This window comes from Streptomyces sp. CA-249302 (genome assembly GCF_050936785.1).
GTDB lineage: Bacteria > Actinomycetota > Actinomycetes > Streptomycetales > Streptomycetaceae > Streptomyces.
Window position 1 is genome coordinate 7,127,770 of the sequence record NZ_JBNJMG010000001.1, and the last position, 17,427, is coordinate 7,145,196.

17 protein-coding genes are annotated in these 17,427 nt (G+C 70.6%); 10 read left to right on the plus strand and 7 right to left on the minus strand.

Translation table 11 applies throughout. The features are described 5' to 3' along the window. Nucleotides 1-34 precede the first annotated feature (34 nt). Nucleotides 35-640, plus strand: coding sequence for a MarC family protein (locus ACQEWB_RS32375; protein WP_432837240.1), 606 nt, complete (start codon nt 35-37; stop codon nt 638-640). A gap of 80 nt (nt 641-720) precedes the next feature. Here the strand turns inward: ACQEWB_RS32375 and ACQEWB_RS32380 are convergent, their stop codons facing one another. Beyond that, a complete protein-coding gene (locus ACQEWB_RS32380) occupies nt 721-873 on the minus strand; it encodes a hypothetical protein (protein WP_432837242.1) in 153 nt (50 codons plus the stop codon). Nucleotides 874-1,057: 184 nt separating this feature from the next. Here ACQEWB_RS32380 and ACQEWB_RS32385 point away from each other — a divergent pair, with 184 nt between their 5' ends. Beyond that, nucleotides 1,058-1,951 (plus strand): NYN domain-containing protein, encoded by an 894-nt coding sequence (locus tag ACQEWB_RS32385; RefSeq protein WP_432837244.1) that lies wholly within the window; start codon nt 1,058-1,060, stop codon nt 1,949-1,951. On the opposite strand, the gene ACQEWB_RS32390 is transcribed toward ACQEWB_RS32385, so the two are convergent. Both ACQEWB_RS32390 and ACQEWB_RS32395 read right to left on the minus strand, forming a co-directional pair. Further along, nucleotides 1,948-2,724 (minus strand): alpha/beta fold hydrolase, encoded by a 777-nt coding sequence (locus ACQEWB_RS32390; protein WP_432837246.1) that lies wholly within the window; start codon nt 2,722-2,724, stop codon nt 1,948-1,950. The two genes, ACQEWB_RS32385 and ACQEWB_RS32390, sit on opposite strands and share 4 nt — an antisense overlap. A 215-nt stretch (nt 2,725-2,939) precedes the next feature. Continuing rightward, the gene (locus ACQEWB_RS32395; protein ID WP_432837248.1) at nt 2,940-5,630 is read right to left on the minus strand and encodes a DEAD/DEAH box helicase; all 2,691 of its coding nucleotides are present in this window, start codon (nt 5,628-5,630) and stop codon (nt 2,940-2,942) included. 505 nt (nt 5,631-6,135) lie between these two features. On the opposite strand from ACQEWB_RS32395, the gene ACQEWB_RS32400 reads away from it, so the two are divergent. Then, complete coding sequence (locus ACQEWB_RS32400; protein WP_432837250.1) at nt 6,136-6,882, plus strand: ferritin-like domain-containing protein; 747 nt, start codon at nt 6,136-6,138, stop codon at nt 6,880-6,882. A 28-nt stretch (nt 6,883-6,910) separates the two neighbouring features. Here the strand turns inward: ACQEWB_RS32400 and ACQEWB_RS32405 are convergent, their stop codons facing one another. From ACQEWB_RS32405 to ACQEWB_RS32420, 4 genes are all read right to left on the minus strand, one after another. After that, complete coding sequence (locus ACQEWB_RS32405) at nt 6,911-7,177, minus strand: hypothetical protein (RefSeq protein WP_432844139.1); 267 nt, start codon at nt 7,175-7,177, stop codon at nt 6,911-6,913. Between the two features lie 209 nt (nt 7,178-7,386). Continuing rightward, the gene (locus tag ACQEWB_RS32410) at nt 7,387-7,614 is read right to left on the minus strand and encodes a DUF3107 domain-containing protein (protein WP_242766138.1); all 228 of its coding nucleotides are present in this window, start codon (nt 7,612-7,614) and stop codon (nt 7,387-7,389) included. A gap of 151 nt (nt 7,615-7,765) precedes the next feature. Beyond that, nucleotides 7,766-8,410, minus strand: a complete 645-nt coding sequence (locus ACQEWB_RS32415) for a TetR/AcrR family transcriptional regulator (protein ID WP_432837252.1) — start codon at nt 8,408-8,410, stop codon at nt 7,766-7,768. A gap of 205 nt (nt 8,411-8,615) precedes the next feature. Then, on the minus strand, nt 8,616-8,840 hold the full coding sequence (locus tag ACQEWB_RS32420; RefSeq protein WP_432837254.1) for a hypothetical protein: 225 nt from the start codon (nt 8,838-8,840) through the stop codon (nt 8,616-8,618). 173 nt (nt 8,841-9,013) lie between these two features. Between ACQEWB_RS32420 and ACQEWB_RS32425 the strand changes: the two genes are divergently transcribed. The 7 genes from ACQEWB_RS32425 (at nt 9,014) to ACQEWB_RS32455 (ending at nt 17,307) form a co-directional block, all read left to right on the plus strand. Further along, nucleotides 9,014-10,030: an alpha/beta fold hydrolase gene (locus tag ACQEWB_RS32425; protein WP_432837256.1), complete on the plus strand. Its 1,017-nt coding sequence runs from the start codon at nt 9,014-9,016 to the stop codon at nt 10,028-10,030. 8 nt (nt 10,031-10,038) lie between these two features. Further along, the gene (locus ACQEWB_RS32430; RefSeq protein ID WP_432837258.1) at nt 10,039-11,580 is read left to right on the plus strand and encodes a DUF3152 domain-containing protein; all 1,542 of its coding nucleotides are present in this window, start codon (nt 10,039-10,041) and stop codon (nt 11,578-11,580) included. A 56-nt stretch (nt 11,581-11,636) separates the two neighbouring features. Then, nucleotides 11,637-11,729 (plus strand): Ms4533A family Cys-rich leader peptide, encoded by a 93-nt coding sequence (locus tag ACQEWB_RS32435; protein WP_432837260.1) that lies wholly within the window; start codon nt 11,637-11,639, stop codon nt 11,727-11,729. 173 nt (nt 11,730-11,902) lie between these two features. Continuing rightward, on the plus strand, nt 11,903-13,621 hold the full coding sequence (locus ACQEWB_RS32440) for an ABC transporter substrate-binding protein (protein WP_432837262.1): 1,719 nt from the start codon (nt 11,903-11,905) through the stop codon (nt 13,619-13,621). Nucleotides 13,622-13,625: 4 nt separating this feature from the next. After that, the gene (locus ACQEWB_RS32445; protein ID WP_432837264.1) at nt 13,626-14,723 is read left to right on the plus strand and encodes an ABC transporter permease; all 1,098 of its coding nucleotides are present in this window, start codon (nt 13,626-13,628) and stop codon (nt 14,721-14,723) included. Beyond that, nucleotides 14,720-15,718 carry an ABC transporter permease gene (locus ACQEWB_RS32450; RefSeq protein ID WP_432837266.1) on the plus strand — a complete coding sequence of 333 codons (999 nt, stop codon included), beginning with the start codon at nt 14,720-14,722 and terminating at the stop codon, nt 15,716-15,718. Before ACQEWB_RS32445 ends, ACQEWB_RS32450 begins: the two co-directional genes overlap by 4 nt. Continuing rightward, the gene (locus tag ACQEWB_RS32455) at nt 15,715-17,307 is read left to right on the plus strand and encodes a dipeptide ABC transporter ATP-binding protein (RefSeq protein ID WP_432837268.1); all 1,593 of its coding nucleotides are present in this window, start codon (nt 15,715-15,717) and stop codon (nt 17,305-17,307) included. The genes ACQEWB_RS32450 and ACQEWB_RS32455 overlap by 4 nt, the downstream gene beginning before the upstream one ends. Nucleotides 17,308-17,427: the final 120 nt, after the last annotated feature.

A 17,427-nucleotide genomic window follows, 5' to 3' on the forward strand; every position in this document is an offset into this window, starting at 1 on the left:
AGTCCGGATTCTTTACCGCAAGGCTTCCTTCGTCATGTTCGACGCCGCCGTTTTCGGCTCTCTGTTCCTGACCCTGTTCGTCATCATGGATCCCCCCGGGATCACCCCGATCTTCCTCGCCCTGACCGCCGGCCGGCCCGGCAAGGTGCAGAAGCGGATGGCCTTCCAGGCCGTGTGCGTGGCGGGGGGTGTGATCACGGTGTTCGGGCTGTTGGGGCACCAGATCCTGAACTACCTGCATGTTTCGGTGCCCGCGCTGATGATCGCGGGCGGGCTGCTGCTGCTTCTCATCGCCCTGGATCTGCTCACCGGCAAGACCGACGAGCCCAAGCAGACCAAGGACGTCAACGTGGCGCTGGTTCCGCTCGGCATGCCGCTGCTCGCCGGTCCCGGTGCCATCGTGTCCGTCATCCTCGCCGTGCAGAAGGCCGACGGTGTCGCCTCGCAGGTGGCGGTGTGGTGCGCGATCCTCGCCATTCACGTCGTGCTGTGGCTGGTGATGCGGTACTCGCTGCTGATCATCCGGGTCATCAAGGACGGCGGTGTCGTGCTGGTGACCCGGCTCGCGGGCATGATGCTGTCCGCGATCGCCGTGCAGCAGATCATCAACGGGGTCACTCAGGTGATCAAGGGGGCCTGAGCGTCCCGGTAGGCGCAGAGCCCCCGTCCGGCGTCGGTGCCGGGCGGGGGCTCTGAAGCTTCTGGGGTGATCCGCGTCTGTTACGCGGCCGGCTCGTCGGCCGGCCTGATCCAGAGGCGCTGTCCGATGGCGGCGGCCTGCTGAACGATCCGGTTGACGGAGGCGGCGTCCACGACCTTGCTGTCCACGGTCGTGCCGTTGACCTCGTCGAGTCGCATGATTTCGAAGCGCATGGCCTCTCCCTTCGTCTCGCTGTGTTCCGTACCAGTCAACGGCCTGCGTGTTACAAACATTCCCTACGCTAAGGAAATTTTTCGAACGGCTAATAATTGACCGGTAAGGGACAAGGGAGGTGAAGGAAGGAGACTGACCGGGACCGGTTGTGTTCGCAGCGTGACCGCCGGGACAATGGAGGCGATGAACGACGACCAAGCGGCGCTCGGCGACCGCATCGACCGCACGAACGAGCTGCTTCAGCGCATGCTCGCCGAGGTGGCGAAGACGCCCTCGACGCATGCGATCTTCGTCGACGCGGGGTATTTGTATGCAGCCGCGGGGCGTCTCGTCGCCGGGACGGAGGACCGGCGCGCCTTCGATCTGGACGCGGAGGGGCTGATCGAGGCGCTCATCGACAAGGCGCGGACCATCTTCGCGGACAGCCGGCTGCTGCGGGTCTACTGGTACGACGGGGCTCGGCGTCGTATCCATACCGCGGAGCAGCAGTCCATCGCGGAACTCCCGGACGTGAAGGTCCGGTTGGGGAACCTCAACGCCAACAACCAGCAGAAGGGCGTCGACTCACTGATCAGGTCGGACCTGGAGTCGCTGGCGAGACATCGGGCCATCAGCGACGCGGCGCTGCTCGGCGGGGACGAGGACCTGGTGTCGGCGGTCGAGGCGGCGCAGGGGTACGGGGCGCGGGTCCACCTGTGGGGGATCGAGGCGCCGGAGGGGCGTAACCAGGCGGAGCCGCTGTTGTGGGAGGTGGACAGTCAGCGGACCTTTGACCTGGACTTCTTCAAGCCGTATGTCTCCCGGCGGACGGCGGCCGCCTATGAGGCGACGGCGGTCCGGCCGAGCCGGGAGGACGTGCGCTTCGTCGGGGCGCAGATCGCGGCGAAGTGGCTGGCGGCCCGGGGGCGGGAGGCGCTGGTGGAGCTGCTGCCGGGGCACCCTTATCTGCCGGGGTCGGTGGATCAGGACCTGCTGGTGGAGGCGGAGGGGCTGCTTCAGTACTCGCTGCGGGGGCAGGCGGATCTGCGGCGGGCGTTGCGCGACGGGTTCTGGGAGCACCTGCAGGCGCAGTACTAGTTCCGGTCCCAGAAGTCGGCGAAGGCTTGGGCCGTTTCCTGGGGCCTGTCCGTGTTGGGGGAGTGTTCCGCGCCCTGGATGACGGTTCGGCGGGCGCGCAGGCGCAGGGCCATGTCGTCGAGGAGGGTCACCGGCCAGGTGTCGTCGCGGGAGCCCGAGAGGACGTGGAACGGGATCGGGACGGTGGCGAGTTCCGCCACGCGGTCCGGTTCCACACACAACTGGCGCCCTGTGGCGAGGAGTTGGGCCGGCTTGTTGCCCAGCCAGCGGCGGCGCAGGTCCTCGCTGTCGGCGAGGCCCTCGTCCAGGTCCCCGGCCTCGGCCTCCTCCGGGGGCTCCATCGCCTGGATCGCCTCCCACACCTCGGCCATCGTCATGACGGCGAGCGCGTCCTGGAGCAGCTTGACGCGTTGCTGCTGGGAGACGGAGATCTGGGCGGGGCCGGAGGCCATGAGGGTGAGGGAGCGGAAGGGGGCGTGGTCCTGGAGCACGGCGGCTCGGGCGATCTGGCCGCCGAGGGAATGGCCCACCAGGTGTACGGGGGTGTCGAGCGCGGCGGCCTGGGCGAGGACGTCGCGGGCCAACTCGTCCTGGGCGTAGGCGTATTCGTCTGTTTCCGGGCCGTCCGACTCGTACTGGCCGCGGCCGTCCACGGCGACGGTGTGGTAGCCGCGGGCGGTGAGCGCCTGGTGGAGGGGGTTGAAGTCCTCCTTGCTGCCGGTGAAGCCGGGGAGGAGGAGGGCGGTGCCCTTCGTGGAGATGCCGGCCGGCACGTCGGCTTTGACCGCGGCGAAGGCTCCGCGGGCGGTGTGCAGCGTGAACGCCTGGGCGCCGGGGGTGGGGCGAAGGTCGGGGGGCGGCTCATGGGGTGAGGCTATCTGGCGAGGGTGTCGGGGAGATGTCAGGGCTGGTGCCCGGCCGTGTGGTGGGGTGCAACGCCGACGGCCCGGTCCACCTGAGGTGGGCCGGGCCGTCGGTCAGGGCAGGGTCAGCCGTCCGTGGGCTCCGCTGCGGCTGCCGCCTTGCGGGTGCGGCGGGCGCGCGGCTTGGCCTCCGGCTCCGCGGTGACCTGGGCCGGGATTTCGGCTGCGGCCGCGGTCTTGCGGGTGCGGCGCGGCTTCGTCTCGGCGGTCGGCGCGGACTCCGGCTCCGTGGCGGCAGCCGTTGCCTTGCGGGTCCGGGTGCGGGGCTTGGCCTCCGTGCCTTCGGCGGTGTCGACTGCGGCCTTGGCGGCGGCGGTCGTCGTTGCCTTGCGGGTACGGGTGCGCGGCTTCGTCTCCGTGGCCTCCGGCGCGGTGACCGCCTTGGCGGCCTCCGGCGCGGTGACCGCTTCGGTGGTCTCCGGTGCCGTGGTGGCTTCGGCGGCCTTGCGGGTGCGGCGGCGCGGCTTTGCTTCCGTTGCCTCCGCGGTGTCAACTGCGGTCTCGGCGGCGGCCGTTGCCTTGCGGGTGCGCGTCCGCGGCTTGACCTCGGTGGCCTCGGCCGTGGCGACTGCCGTGTCCGCCGCCGTCGCCTTGCGGGCGCGGCTGCGGGGCTTGGCCTCGGGTTCCTCGCCGGTCTGGGCCGGGATCTCGGCGGCGGCAGCCGTTGCCTTGCGGGTCCGGGTGCGGGGCTTGGCCTCCGTGCCTTCGGCGGTGTCGACTGCGGCCTTGGCGGCGGCGGTCGTCGTTGCCTTGCGGGTACGGGTGCGCGGCTTCGTCTCCGTGGTCTCCGGCGCGGTGACCGCTTCGGTGGTTTCCGGCGCGGTGACCGCTTCGGTGGTCTCCGGTGCCGTGGTGGCTTCGGCGGTCTTGCGGGTGCGGCGGCGCGGCTTTGCTTCCGTTGCCTCCGCGGTGTCAACTGCCGTCTCGGCGGCGGCCGTTGCCTTGCGGGTGCGCGTCCGCGGCTTGACCTCGGTGGCCTCGGCCGTGGCGACCGCCGTGTCCGCCGCCGTCGCCTTGCGGGTCCGGGTGCGCGGCTTCGCTTCCGTCGCCTCGGCCGTGTCGGTGGTGGGCTCCGCGGCTGCCGTCGTCTTGCGGGTACGGCGGCGCGGTGCCGTCTCCTTCGGCTCCGGAGCGGACTCCGTGGTGCCCTCGGCCGTGTCGACCGCGGCTTCCGCGGATGCCGTCGCCTTGCGGGTACGGCGGCGGGGCTTGGCCGGGGTCTCCGGGACGTCCAGGGTCGCCGGAGTGTCCAGGGCTGGGGCCGCTGCCGTCGCTACCGCTGCTTCCGCGGACTCGGGCGTCGTCGTTGCCGTGGCCGGTGCCGCCTGCCCTGCGCCGGCGCGGGTGCGGCGACGGCGGCGGGGGGTGCGGGTGGCCGTGGGCTCCTCGAGGGGCGAGGTCTCCGACACCGCTTCCGGGGCCGGCGTACCGTCCGTCGTGGCTCCGCCTCGGGTGCGGCGACGCCGACGCGGGGTGCGCGGTGCGCGCTCGCGGTCCGTGGAGCGGGTGTCGGAACGGCCGTCGCGGTCGCCTCGGCCGCCGCGTCCGCGTCCACCGCGGCCGCCGGTCTCGCCCAGGTCCTCCAGCTCCTCCGCGTCCAGGCCCGCGCGCGTGCGCTCGGCCCGGGGCAGGACACCCTTGGTGCCCGCGGGGATGCTCAGCTCCTCGAAGAGGTGCGGGGAGGTGGAGTACGTCTCCGGCGGGTCGTTGAAGCCCAGGTCCAGCGCCTTGTTGATGAGCTGCCAGCGCGGGATGTCGTCCCAGTCGACGAGCGTGATCGCGATGCCCTTCGCACCCGCGCGGCCGGTGCGGCCGATGCGGTGCAGGTACGTCTTCTCGTCTTCCGGCGACTGGTAGTTGATGACGTGGGTCACGCCCTCGACGTCGATGCCGCGCGCGGCGACGTCGGTGCAGACGAGGACGTCCACCTTGCCGTTGCGGAACGCGCGCAGGGCCTGCTCACGCGCGCCCTGCCCGAGGTCGCCGTGGACCGCGCCGGCCGCGAAGCCGCGCTGCTTGAGCTGGTCGGCGAGGTCGGCCGCGGTGCGCTTCGTGCGGCAGAAGACCATGACCAGACCGCGGCCCTCGGCCTGCAGTATGCGCGCGACCAGCTCGGGCTTGTCCATGTTGTGCGCGCGGTAGACGTACTGCGCGGTGTTCGCGACCGTCGCGCCCTCGTCGTCCGGCGCCGTGGCGCGGATGTGCGTGGGCTGCGACATGTAGCGGCGCGCGAGGCCGATGACGGCGCCCGGCATGGTCGCCGAGAACAGCATGGTCTGGCGGCGGGCCGGCAGCAGGTTGATGATCTTCTCGACGTCGGGCAGGAAGCCCAGGTCGAGCATCTCGTCGGCCTCGTCCAGGACGAGGGCCTTGACGTGCTTGAGGTTGAGCTTCTTCTGGCCCGCGAGGTCGAGAAGACGGCCCGGGGTGCCGACGACCACGTCGACGCCCTGCCTGAGCGCCTCGACCTGGGGCTCGTAGGCCCGGCCGCCGTAGATGGCGAGAACGCGGACGTTGCGCACCTTGCCGGCGGTCAGCAGGTCGTTGGTGACCTGGGTGCAGAGCTCGCGCGTCGGGACGACGACCAGCGCCTGCGGGGTGTCGGTGAGGTCCTCGGGCTTCGCGCGGCCGGCCTCGACGTCGGCGGGGACGGTGACGCGCTCGAGGAGCGGGAGGCCGAAGCCCAGCGTCTTGCCGGTGCCGGTCTTGGCCTGTCCGATGACGTCCGTGCCGGAAAGGGCGACGGGGAGCGTCATCTCCTGGATGGGGAAGGGAGTGATGATGCCGACGGCCTCGAGGGCCTCGGCGGTCTCGGGAAGGATTCCGAGATCTCTGAACGTCGTAGTCAGGGTGCTGCCTCTTCTGTGTGCGCGGTGCGAGGCGAGCGCGGGGGTCGTTGACGGACCGTGCCGGGGGACGTCGGCTGCCTTACGGGCTTGCCGTAACGCACGGGACCACTGCCGACGCTCTAGCGCTCGTACCGCTGAGGGTGTCCCTCCGGTCGTCGTACGCAATGGGCCGTACGACCTCGAAGGGCTGTCGGGTCGGAGCCGATCGGGCCACCGACCGGGCATCCTCAAACGTGCGGCCCGTTGTGTACGGCGTCCGCAGAGGCTTCTCTGCGACGTACGTACTCAGCAGGCGCATTACCACCATACCCCGGAATCCTGTATATGCGATGGCCGATTTGGTCACGTAGTCGTCGTCACACTGATTGACCAGGGCCTTCCCCCGCTCGACAAGCGGGCTATTGTGCGCTTCATGACGACCTCTGACAAGCCTGACAACGCCTCCGACGCCCCCCAGGAACACACCGGAGTAGCCGCCCAGGACTGGGCGACGGCCTCCGTCGACCCGCAGTACCGTGCCGCGGTCGTCGACCTCCTCGGCGCACTCGCCTACGGCGAACTCGCGGCGTTCGAGCGGCTCGCGGAGGACGCCAAGCTGGCGCCGACGCTGGCGGACAAGGCGGAGCTGGCGAAGATGGCGTCGGCGGAGTTCCACCACTTCGAGCGGCTGCGGGACCGGCTGACGGAGATCGGCGAGGAGCCCACGCACGCGATGGAGCCGTTCGTCGCCGCGTTGGACGGCTTCCACAAGCAGACGGCACCGTCGGACTGGCTGGAGGGGCTCGTCAAGGCGTACGTCGGTGACTCGATCGCCAGCGACTTCTACCGGGAGGTGGCCGCGCGGCTCGACACGGACTCGCGGGAACTGGTGCTCGCCGTTCTGGACGACACCGGACATGCCGGGTTCGCGGTGGAGAAGGTGCGGGCCGCGATCGACGCCGACCCGCGCGTGGGCGGGCGACTCGCGCTCTGGGCGCGACGGTTGATGGGCGAGGCGCTGTCGCAGTCGCAGCGGGTCGTGGCCGACCGGGACGCGCTGTCGACCATGCTCGTGGGCGGGGTCGCCGACGGGTTCGATCTCGCCGAGGTGGGACGGATGTTCTCGCGGATCACCGAGGCGCACACCAAGCGGATGGCCGCGCTGGGGCTGGCGGCCTAGGGGCGTTCGGGTCCGCGCTCGTCGTCGGTCACGCCGGTGCCGAGCGGCGGAGTCTTCCCGCCGGGCGCAGGAGCAGGGACAGGGAGGCCGCGGAGACGGCCGCCGCTCCCAGGAGGATGAAGACCACGTAGCCGGGGTCCAGCGCGGTGTGGGTGATGAAAGCGCCGAAAAGGGCTCCGGCGACGCCCGTCGCCAGTACCAGGGAACGGGCCGGGAGGCGGTGCGAGAAGCGGCGGTTCGCCGCCCACGCCAGCACCAGGCCGAGCAGAGCGGAGCCGAGCGCTTCGAACAACATCATGGGGTCCCTCCCACACGGCCACACTGCGCATCACGGTCGTAGCCCGTCATACCCGTGACCTGCGGAATGCAATCCTCCTCTGTGCGCTCCTTGTGCTCCATATGTGGAGGAGAAAAATCTTTCGGGGAGTACGTGGCAGGGGGGCGGGGAGAGTGCGAGAGGGGCCCGGCGACCACTGGTCGCCGGGCCCCTCTCGTGGCGTGTTCCTACAGCGCGCCGAAGCCCACCTTGCGGGGGGCCGGCTCGCCGAGCTCGACGTAGGCGAGGCGCTCGGCCGGGACGAGGACCTTGCGGCCGTGCTCGTCCACGAGGGAGAGCAGCTGCGACTTCCCCGCCAGGGCGTCGGCCACGATCCGCTCGACCTCCTCGGCACTCTGACCGCTCTCCAGAACGATCTCGCGGGGCGCGTGCTGCACGCCGATCTTGACCTCCACGGCTATGTCCCTCCGACGGTCAGTAAGTGCGCGACCTTTCCGCGCCGTACCCAGCACACATTAGCCCGGTGAGGGGACGTACACGCTCCGCGCCTGCACGCCAGGAGCGAACAGGGAGCGGGAACAAACGGCCGCCACGCGCGCGTGCGGCTCAGTGCTGCTGGTCCGTGCCGTGCAGCGGGAAGCCCGCGATGCCGCGCCAGGCCAGTGACGTCAGCAGCTGAACCGCCTGGTCGCGCGGGACGCTGCGGTCGCTGTGCAGCCAGGAGCGGGCCACCACCTGGGCGAGGCCGCCCAGGCCCGAGGCCAGCAGCATCGACTCGGCCTGGGAGAGGCCGGTGTCCTCGGCGATGACCTCGCAGATCGCCTCCGCGCACTCGTTCGTGACCTTGTCGACGCGCTCGCGCACGGCGGGCTCGTTCGTCAGGTCCGACTCGAAGACCAGGCGGAAGGCGCCGCCGTCGTCCTCGACGTACGCGAAATACGCGTCCATGGTCGCCCGTACGCGCTGCTTGTTGTCGGTCGTCGACGCCAGCGCGGCGCGTACCGCCTGGATCAGCGACTCGCAGTGCTGGTCCAGCAGTGCCAGGTACAGGTCGAGCTTGCCCGGGAAGTGCTGGTAGAGCACCGGCTTGCTGACGCCGGCGCGCTCGGCGATGTCGTCCATCGCGGCCGCGTGGTAGCCCTGCGCCACGAAGACTTCCTGGGCGGCGCCCAGCAGCTGATTCCGTCGGGCACGTCGCGGCAGGCGCGTGCCCCGCGGGCGTGCCGCCTCTGTCTGCTCGATGGCTGTCACGCCGCCTCCCAATTTCGTCCACATGCGGTGTGCGCCGCGCGGCCATCGTACTTTTCGGTAACCCTGGTGTGCGCGGTGCGAGCGCAGAATTTCACGGACCGGACGGCCGCGAAAGCCATGCATAGGGTTTCAAAGCGGGATGTGGCGGGCACAGGCCCGTCTTGTTCCAGCTCAGCCGTGCCCTCCGGCGCGCCCGTGTCCCCCGTCAGCGGTAGTCGTCCTCGTCGAGGGAGACGACGCGGCGCTGTTCCACCAGGTCCGCCTCGTTCGCCCGGGCCGGGTCCACGTCCTCGAGCGGGTCGTCGCGGTCCGACGAGACGTCGGTGTACTGCTCCGCCGCGTCGTTCTCGGGGGCCTCGACGTCGAACTCCTGCGCCTTCCGGGCGCCGATGTCCTCGAACGTCTCGGGATCGGTGGGGTCGATGGCCATGGTGGGCTCCCTTCCTACGAATGTCCCTGGAAGAAGCAGGGGCCACAGCGGGTGCCCTCTGTACGAGCCTAGGAGACACCGGAGGCGGACGCTATGCGATGAGCGTGCGATCTGTGACCGCGAACACAGGCGAACACATGAGCCACTACGTGATCGTCTCGTAACATTGCCGCATGTCTTCGACCGAGCTGCCGTCCGTACCGGCGTCCACCGTGCTCCCGAAGGTGGCGCCCGTCAGGGTCGCCGAGGGCGAGCGGCTCAGGTCGGTCGGGTTGCCCGGGATCACCCTGACGGTGCGGTCGAGACCGCCGGCGCGCGAGGGGCTGCCGGCCGCGCTGTACGTCCACGGCCTCGGCGGTTCCTCGCAGAACTGGTCGGAGCTGATGCAGCGGCTCGAGGGTGTCGTCGACGGCGAGGCCATCGACCTGCCGGGCTTCGGCGACTCCCCGCCGCCGGACGACGGCGACTACTCGGTCACCGGGCACGCGCGTGCGGTCATCCGTTATCTCGACGCGGCCGGGCGCGGTCCCGTGCACGTCTTCGGCAACTCGCTCGGCGGCGCGGTCACCACGCGTGTGGCGGCCCTGCGCCCCGATCTGGTCCGCACGCTCACCCTGGTCTCGCCGGCGCTGCCCGAGATCCTGGTCCAGCGCACCGCCGTACCCACGGCGCTGCTCGCGCTGCCCGGAGTGGCCGGATTCTTCACCCGGTACACCCGCGAGTGGACCGCGGAGCAGCGCGTCCGCGGGGTCCTCGGGCTTTGTTACGGCGATCCCGGCCGGGTTTCGCCGGAAGGTTTCCGCAACGCGGTCGAGGAGATGGAACGGCGGCTCCAACTGCCGTACTTCTGGGACGCGATGACGCGTTCCGCGCGCGGGGTCGTGAACGCGTACACCCTGGGCGGCCAGCACGGACTGTGGCGCCAGGCCGAGCGCGTCCTCGCGCCGACCCTCCTCGTCTACGGCGGCCGGGACCAGCTCGTCGGCTTCCGCATGGCCCGGAAGGCGGCCAGCGCCTTCCCCGACTCCCGCCTGCTGACCCTGCCGGACGCGGGGCACGTGGCGATGATGGAGTACCCGGAGACGGTGGCCCGCGCGTTCGTCGAACTCCTCGGGGAGACCGGGGGGTTGGTGGACGGTACGGCGTCCACGGGCGTGGACGGGGCCGTTGCCGAGAGCGCGGGGAGCTGAGGGGCGACGTGGGACGCCACAGCCGCCGCGGGGGCTCTGCCGCCGCGAAGGGTGACGCAGGGGACATAGGGGCCGGGAAAAGGGCTCGGGGGTCTGGGGGTTCCGGGGGTTCCGGGGGTTCTGGGGCGCCGAGGACGGCTGACGGTACGCCTGCGCGTGGAGTGCCGAGGATGGCGGACGGCACGCCCGCGCGTGGGGTGCCGAGGTTGCCCGATGGGACGCCTGCGCATGGGTTTCCGAGGCTGCCCGATGGCACGCCCGCGCGTGGGGTGCCGCGATTTCCCGATGGGACGCCCGCGCACGGGTTTCCGAGGCTGCCCGACGGTACGCCCGCACACGGGGTGCCGCGTTATGGCGACGGCACTCCTGCCCACGGGGTGCCCCAGGTTCGTGGTGGGCATCCCGAGCAGCGTGAAGGCGGGGGTGGCTGGGGCGAGTCGAGGGGGCGGGCCGGGGTCGGGTACGGGTCCGCGGGCGGACCCGGGGTCGCCTTTCCGCGGCAGCGGCAGGCGCCGCCCGGCGGGCCGCGGCAGGACTACCTCGACGCCTTCGGGGAGGGTGGTGAGGACGTCGACGTCTTCGCGCCCCGCGGCAGTGTCTCCGCGCACGCCGCCGCCCCTTACGCCGCCGATCCGTACGCCTCCGTCACCGACTGGGATCCCGGCACCGGGGTCGGCGTTCCGTCCGAGGCGGACGACGATGCCGAGGACGTGCCGCCGAGCGGTGTGCCCGCACAGGCCAAGGGCGCCAAGGGACGGACCTTCACCGGTATCGCGGCCGCCGCCGTCACCACCGTGCTGGCCGTCGTCGTCGCCGGCCAGGTCACGAACGGGCGCGACGACTCCGCCGTCGGAACGCAGTCGGCCACCGGTCAGGCGCGCGACGTCCGGGACTCCTCCTCGCGCGGGGAGGGGCGGCCGACGCCGTCCTCGTCGGCGAGCGTCGCGACGTTGACGTACACGCAGAAGATGGACACGAAGTACACGTTGAGCGCCACGCTCAAGGGATCCGGGAAGTTCGACACGATCCCCGGGACCGACAAGGCGCCGGGGAAGGGGCAGAAGTACACCTACCGCGTCGATGTGGAGCAGGGGCTCGGCCTCGACGGCGAACTGTTCGCGCAGGCCGTGCAGAAGACGCTCAACGACGACCGGAGCTGGGCGCACAATGGCGCCCGTACCTTCGAGCGCGTCTCCACCGGCAAACCGGACTTCGTGATCACGCTCGCCAGCCCGGGGACCACCGCGACCTGGTGCGCCAAGTCCGGCCTGGACACCACCGAGGACAACGTGTCCTGCGATTCCGCCTCCACCCAGCGCGTCATGATCAATGCGTACAGGTGGGCACAGGGATCAACCACATACGGTGATCAGATCCATGCGTACCGGCAGATGTTGATCAATCACGAGGTCGGTCACCGGCTCGGCTACAGCCATGTCACCTGCAGCAAGGACGGTCAGCTCGCGCCGGTCATGCAGCAGCAGACCAAGTTCCTCGACCACGACGGGATCCACTGTCTGCCCAACCCCTGGCCGTATCCCGGGAGTTGACAGAAGCCACATAGGTCACGTTGACATGCGCAGAAAGATCGTACATATTTCTGGGCATGTCGACCCTTCACGCCTCGCCTCGCGCAGCCATCGAGCTGGCGCTCATCGGCGTGACCCCGCTCTGCGTGGCCGACATCCACTGTCGCTGACGCCCGCCCCCAGGCGTTCGCGTCGCGATTTCTTTCCCCTTCCGTGACTGGGTCACGGTTTTCGACGACCTGACGCCCGGGCAGAGGTCTGTTCGCTTCCGTCTCACCCTTCGTCAATCCGTCTCACTATTCGGGCCATAGTGGTCCGAACCGTCCGAGAGGTCGTCATTCCGATGCGTCAACCGTCCGTCAGAGCGCGCCGTGTGGCCGCTGCATCCGTAGGCCTGGTACTGGCGGCGGGCGCCGCCGCCTGCGGGCCGAAGGACAACGATGCCAAGGGCTCCGGTGGCGACTCCACGCCCCACAAGGGCGGCACCCTGACGGTGCTGAACTCCAGCCCGCAGGAGAACTTCGACCCCGCCCGGCTGTACACCTCCGGCGGCGGAAACGTCCCGTCCCTGGTCTTCCGTACGCTCACCACCCGCAACCGCGAGGCCGGCGCGGCCGGCGCCAAGGTCGTCCCGGACCTCGCCACCGACACCGGGCGTCCCAACAAGGACGCGACCGTGTGGACGTACACCCTGAAGAAGGGCCTCAAGTACGAGGACGGCACGGCGATCACCTCCGCCGACATCAAGTACGGCATCGAGCGCTCCTTCGCGCCCGAACTGTCCGGCGGCGCGCCCTACCTGCGGGACTGGCTGGTCGGCGCGGCCGACTACCAGGGGCCGTACAAGGACAAGAAGGGCCTGTCGGCGATCGAGACGCCGGACGACCGGACCATCGTCTTCCATCTGAACAAGCCCGAGGGCGAGTTCCCGTACCTGGCCACGCAGACGCAGTTCACGCCCGTCCCGAAGGCCAAGGACACGGGCACGAAGTACGCGGAGCACCCGGTCTCGTCCGGCCCGTACAAGGTCGTGCAGAACGAGAACAACGGTGAGCACATCGTCCTGGAGCGCAACAAGTACTGGTCGACCGCCACGGACGCCGAGCGCAAGGCCTACCCGGACAAGGTCGACGTGAAGTCGGGGCTCGACTCGTCCGTGATCAACCAGCGGTTGTCGGCGTCCCAGGGCGCGGACGCGACCGCCGTCACGACGGACACCAACCTCGGCCCGGCCGAGCTCGCCAAGGTGACCGGCGACAAGGACCTCGCCTCGCGCGTCGGCACCGGCCACTTCGGCTACACGAACTACATAGCGTTCAACCCGACGGTCAAGCCGTTCAACAACGTCAAGGTGCGGCAGGCGATCTCGTACGCCGTCGACCGCTCGTCGGTGATCAACGCGGCGGGCGGCTCCGCGCTCGCCGAGGCCGCGACCACCTATCTGCCGAACCAGAAGTCCTTCGGCTACGAGCCGTACGACCTCTTCCCGGCGGGCAGGACCGGCAACGCGGCGAAGGCCAAGGAGCTGCTCAAGGAGGCCGGTTACCCGAACGGGCTCACCGTCACGCTGACGCACTCCAACGCCAAGGACTTCGAGACCAGCCCGGAGATCGCCACCGCGATCCAGGACGCGCTCAAGAAGGCCGGCATCACGGTCAAGCTGCAGGGTCTGGAGGACAACGACTACTCGGACACGATCCACAGCGTGAAGACCGAGCCGGGCTTCTTCCTCGCCCACTGGGGTGCCGACTGGCCCTCCGGCGGTCCCTTCCTCGCCCCGATCTTCGACGGCCGACAGATCGTCAAGGACGGCGCGAACTTCAACACGGGCCTGCTCAATGACAAGTCGGTCAATGCCGAGATTGACGCGATCAACAAGTTGACCGATCTTGACGCTGCCGCCAAGAGGTGGGGTGCACTGGACAAGAAGATCGGCGAGCAGGCGCTGACCGTGCCGCTGTTCCACCCCGTCTACAAGCGTCTGGTCGGCGAGGACATCCGCAACGTGGTGATCAGCGACTGGACCGGCGTGCTGGACATCTCGCAGGTCGCGGTCAAGTAGCGCCGTGAGCGAGGCACTTGTCGCCACCCAGGTCCCCGAGGCGTCCGCCTCGGGGACCTCGGGGGCTCGTCAGTTCTGGCGGCGGCTGCGTGCGCAGCGCGCCGCCCTCGTCGCGGCGGCCGTCGTCGCGCTGCTGGTCCTGGTCGCACTCGCCGCGCCGCTGCTCACGGCGCTGGAGGGCCAGGACCCGACCACGTACCACCCCTCCCTCGTCGACTCCGCGCGCGGCGGCGTGCCGATCGGGTCCCTCGGCGGCATCGGCGGGGACCACTGGCTGGGCGTCGAACCGCAGACCGGGCGCGACCTGTTCGCGCGTCTGGTGTACGGCGCCCGGGTCTCCCTGGGGGTCGCGCTGGCCGCCACCGCGGTCCAGGTCTTCCTCGGTGTCGTCGTGGGCGTCGCGGCCGCGCTCGGCAATCGATGGGTTGATCAACTGTTGAGCCGAATCACCGACATCATCGTCGCCATGCCGTTGATGATCATGGCGTTGGCGCTGCTGGCTGTCGTGCCCGGCAGCTTCCCGAGGCCCGTGCTGGTCGCGCTCATCATCGGATTCGTCGCCTGGGGCACGATCGCCAAGATCACCCGCGCCGCGACGCTCACCCTCAAGGAGCTCGACCACGTGTCCGCCGCCCGGCTCAGCGGCTGGGGCACCTGGCGCATCGCCCGCCGGGAACTGCTCCCCGGCCTCGCCGCGCCGGTCATCACCTACGCCGCGCTGATGGTGCCGGCCAACATCACCGTCGAGGCCGCGCTGTCCTTCCTCGGGGTCGGCGTGAAGCCGCCCACCCCGTCCTGGGGACAGATGCTCACCTCGGCCAACGTCTGGTACCAGGCCGCCCCGCAGTACCTGCTGCTGCCGGCCGGCGCGCTCTTCGTGACCGTCCTCGCGCTCACCGTCCTGGGCGACGGCATCCGCACCGCCCTCGACCCACGCGCGGCCTCGCGCCTGCGCGTCGGCACGGGGCGCAGGCGCGAGGCCAAGGCGGCCGCGAGCGGCGCGAAGTCGCAGTCGGGTACGGCGAATTCGGAGTCGGCGGTCGACAAGGAGCCGGGTGCTGCGAAGCCGAAGCCGGCCGGCGGCAAGGAGGCGAAGTCATGAGCGGCTTCGCCGGATTCGCCCTGCGCCGCACCGTGGGCGCCGTGCTCACCCTGCTCGCCCTCTCGGTGATCATCTATGTCGTCTTCTACGCCACTCCCGGCAACGTCGCCCAGATCACCTGCGGCCCGCGCTGCTCGCCGGAGCAGGTCCACCAGGTCGCCCAGCAGCTCAGACTCGACGACCCCCTGTACCTGCGCTACTGGCACTTCCTGGAGGGCATCCTCGTCGGCCAGGACTACTCGACCGGCACGTCCGTCGAGCACTGCTCGGCGCCCTGCCTCGGGCAGTCGTACCAGAGCGACCAGCAGGTCATGCAGATCATCCTGACCAAACTGCCGGTCAGCCTGTCGCTGGTGCTCGGCGCGATGGTGCTCTGGCTGATCCTGGGCGTCGGCACCGGCGTCCTCTCCGCCTGGCGGCGCGGCCGGCTCAGCGAACGCGCGCTGACCGGCATCACGCTGGCGGGGATCTCCACGCCCCCCTTCGTCATCGGTCTCGTGCTGATGATCGTGGTCTGCGGCCAGCTGGAGCTGCTGCCCTTCCCGGAGTACGTCTCCTTCTCCGACGACCCCGAACAGTGGGCCTGGGGCCTGCTGCTGCCCTGGCTCACCCTCGCGCTCGCCGAGGCGGCCTACTTCGCGCGGCTCACGCGCGCGTCGATGCTGGAGACCCTTGCGGAGGACCACATCCGCACCTTCCGGGCCTACGGAGTCGGCGAGCGGTCCATCGTCGGCCGGCACGCCCTGCGGGGCGCCCTGGCGCCGATCATCGCCCTGAACGCCAACGACTTCGGCAGTGCGGTGGGCGGTGCCGTCCTCATCGAGTCGCTGTTCGGCCTCCCCGGCATCGGCCAGGAGCTCGTCCATGCGGTCAATGTGGTCGACCTTCCGGTGGTGGTCGGCATGGTCCTGGTCATCGGCTTCTTCGTGGTCCTCGCCAACGCCGTCGCGGACGTGCTGTACGCGCTGGCCGACCGACGGGTGGTACTGACGTGAGTCTCGTCCAAGTCACGGACCTGTCCGTCGAGTTCGGCGACCTGCGGGCCGTCGACGGCCTCTCCTTCGAGCTTGCGCCGGGCGCCGCCCTCGCCCTGGTCGGCGAGTCCGGCTCCGGCAAGTCCACCGTCGCCTCCGCCCTGCTGGGGCTGCACCGGGGCACGGGCGCGCGGGTCGGCGGCTCGATCGAGGTCGCCGGCGTCGACGTACCCAAGGCGTCCGACGAGGAACTGCGGCGGCTGCGCGGGGCGAAGGCCGCGATGGTGTTCCAGGACCCGTTGTCGTCCCTCGACCCGTACTACGCGATCGGCGACCAGATCGCCGAGGTGTACCGCGTGCACACGCGCGTGTCACGCCGAGCCGCACGCACGCGTGCCGTCGAGGTCCTCGACCGGGTTGGAATTCCGGACGCGCAGCGCCGGTCCCGGTCCCGCCCCCACGAGTTCAGCGGCGGCATGCGCCAGCGCGCGCTCATCGCCATGGCGCTCGCCTGCGAGCCCGAGCTGCTGATCGCCGACGAGCCGACCACCGCCCTCGACGTCACCGTCCAGGCCCAGATCCTCGACCTGCTGCACACGCTGCGCGAGGAGACGGGCATGGGGCTGCTGCTCGTCACCCACGACGTCGGCGTCGCCGCCGAGAGCGTCGACCGGGTGCTCGTCATGCAGCACGGGCGCGTGGTCGAACACGGGCCGGTGACGGACGTGCTCGGAGCGCCCAAGGAGGCCTATACGCGGGAACTGATGTCGGCGGTGCCACGGGTGGACGACCGGCGCGCCCCGTCCGAGGCCTCCGACGAGGTCGTCCTGGAGGCGACCGGCCTCCGGCGCGAATTCGGCCGCGGCAAGCGGGCGTTCGCCGCAGTGGACGACGTGTCGCTGACCATCCACCGGGGCGAGACCCTCGGTGTCGTCGGCGAGAGCGGCAGCGGCAAGACGACGCTCGGGCGGATGCTGGTCGGACTGCTGGAGCCGACGGCGGGCGAGGTCCGTTACGGCGGCCACGCGCGCGTGGGCGTGAATCCGGCCGTCCAGATGGTCTTCCAGGACCCCGTCTCCTCCCTCAACCCCCGCCGCAGCGTGGGCGAGTCGATAGCCGACCCGCTACGCGCGCGTGGAGAGCGCGACGAGCAGGCGATCAGGGGGCGCGTGAGGGAACTGCTGGAGCGCGTGGGGCTCGAAGGGGCGCACTACGACCGCTACCCGCACGAGTTCAGCGGCGGCCAGCGCCAGCGCGTCGGCATCGCGCGGGCGCTCGCGGCCGACCCGCGCGTGATCGTCTGCGACGAGCCGGTCTCCGCGCTGGACGTGACGACGCAGGCTCAGGTCGTCGCCCTGCTCGGCGAACTCCAGCGTGAACTCGGGCTCGCGCTCGTCTTCGTGGCGCACGACCTCGCCGTCGTCCGCCAGGTCAGCGACCGGGTCGCGGTGATGCGCCGCGGCCGGATCGTGGAATCGGGGCCCGCCGACGAGGTGTACGACGACCCCCAGGACCCGTACACCAAGCAGCTGTTGGCCGCCGTACCGGCTCTCGACCCCCAGGTCGCGGCCCGGCGCCGGGCCGCCCGGCGGGAGCTGGCCGCAGCCTGACGTAACGTAACTGCTTGATCTCTTAGCGCGATCGAACGCGACCCGCACGGGAAAGTTACGACCGTTCACCCCTTTTGGTGGCGCGATGGACAACCGTCCGTCGCGCCACCGCCTTGTCCG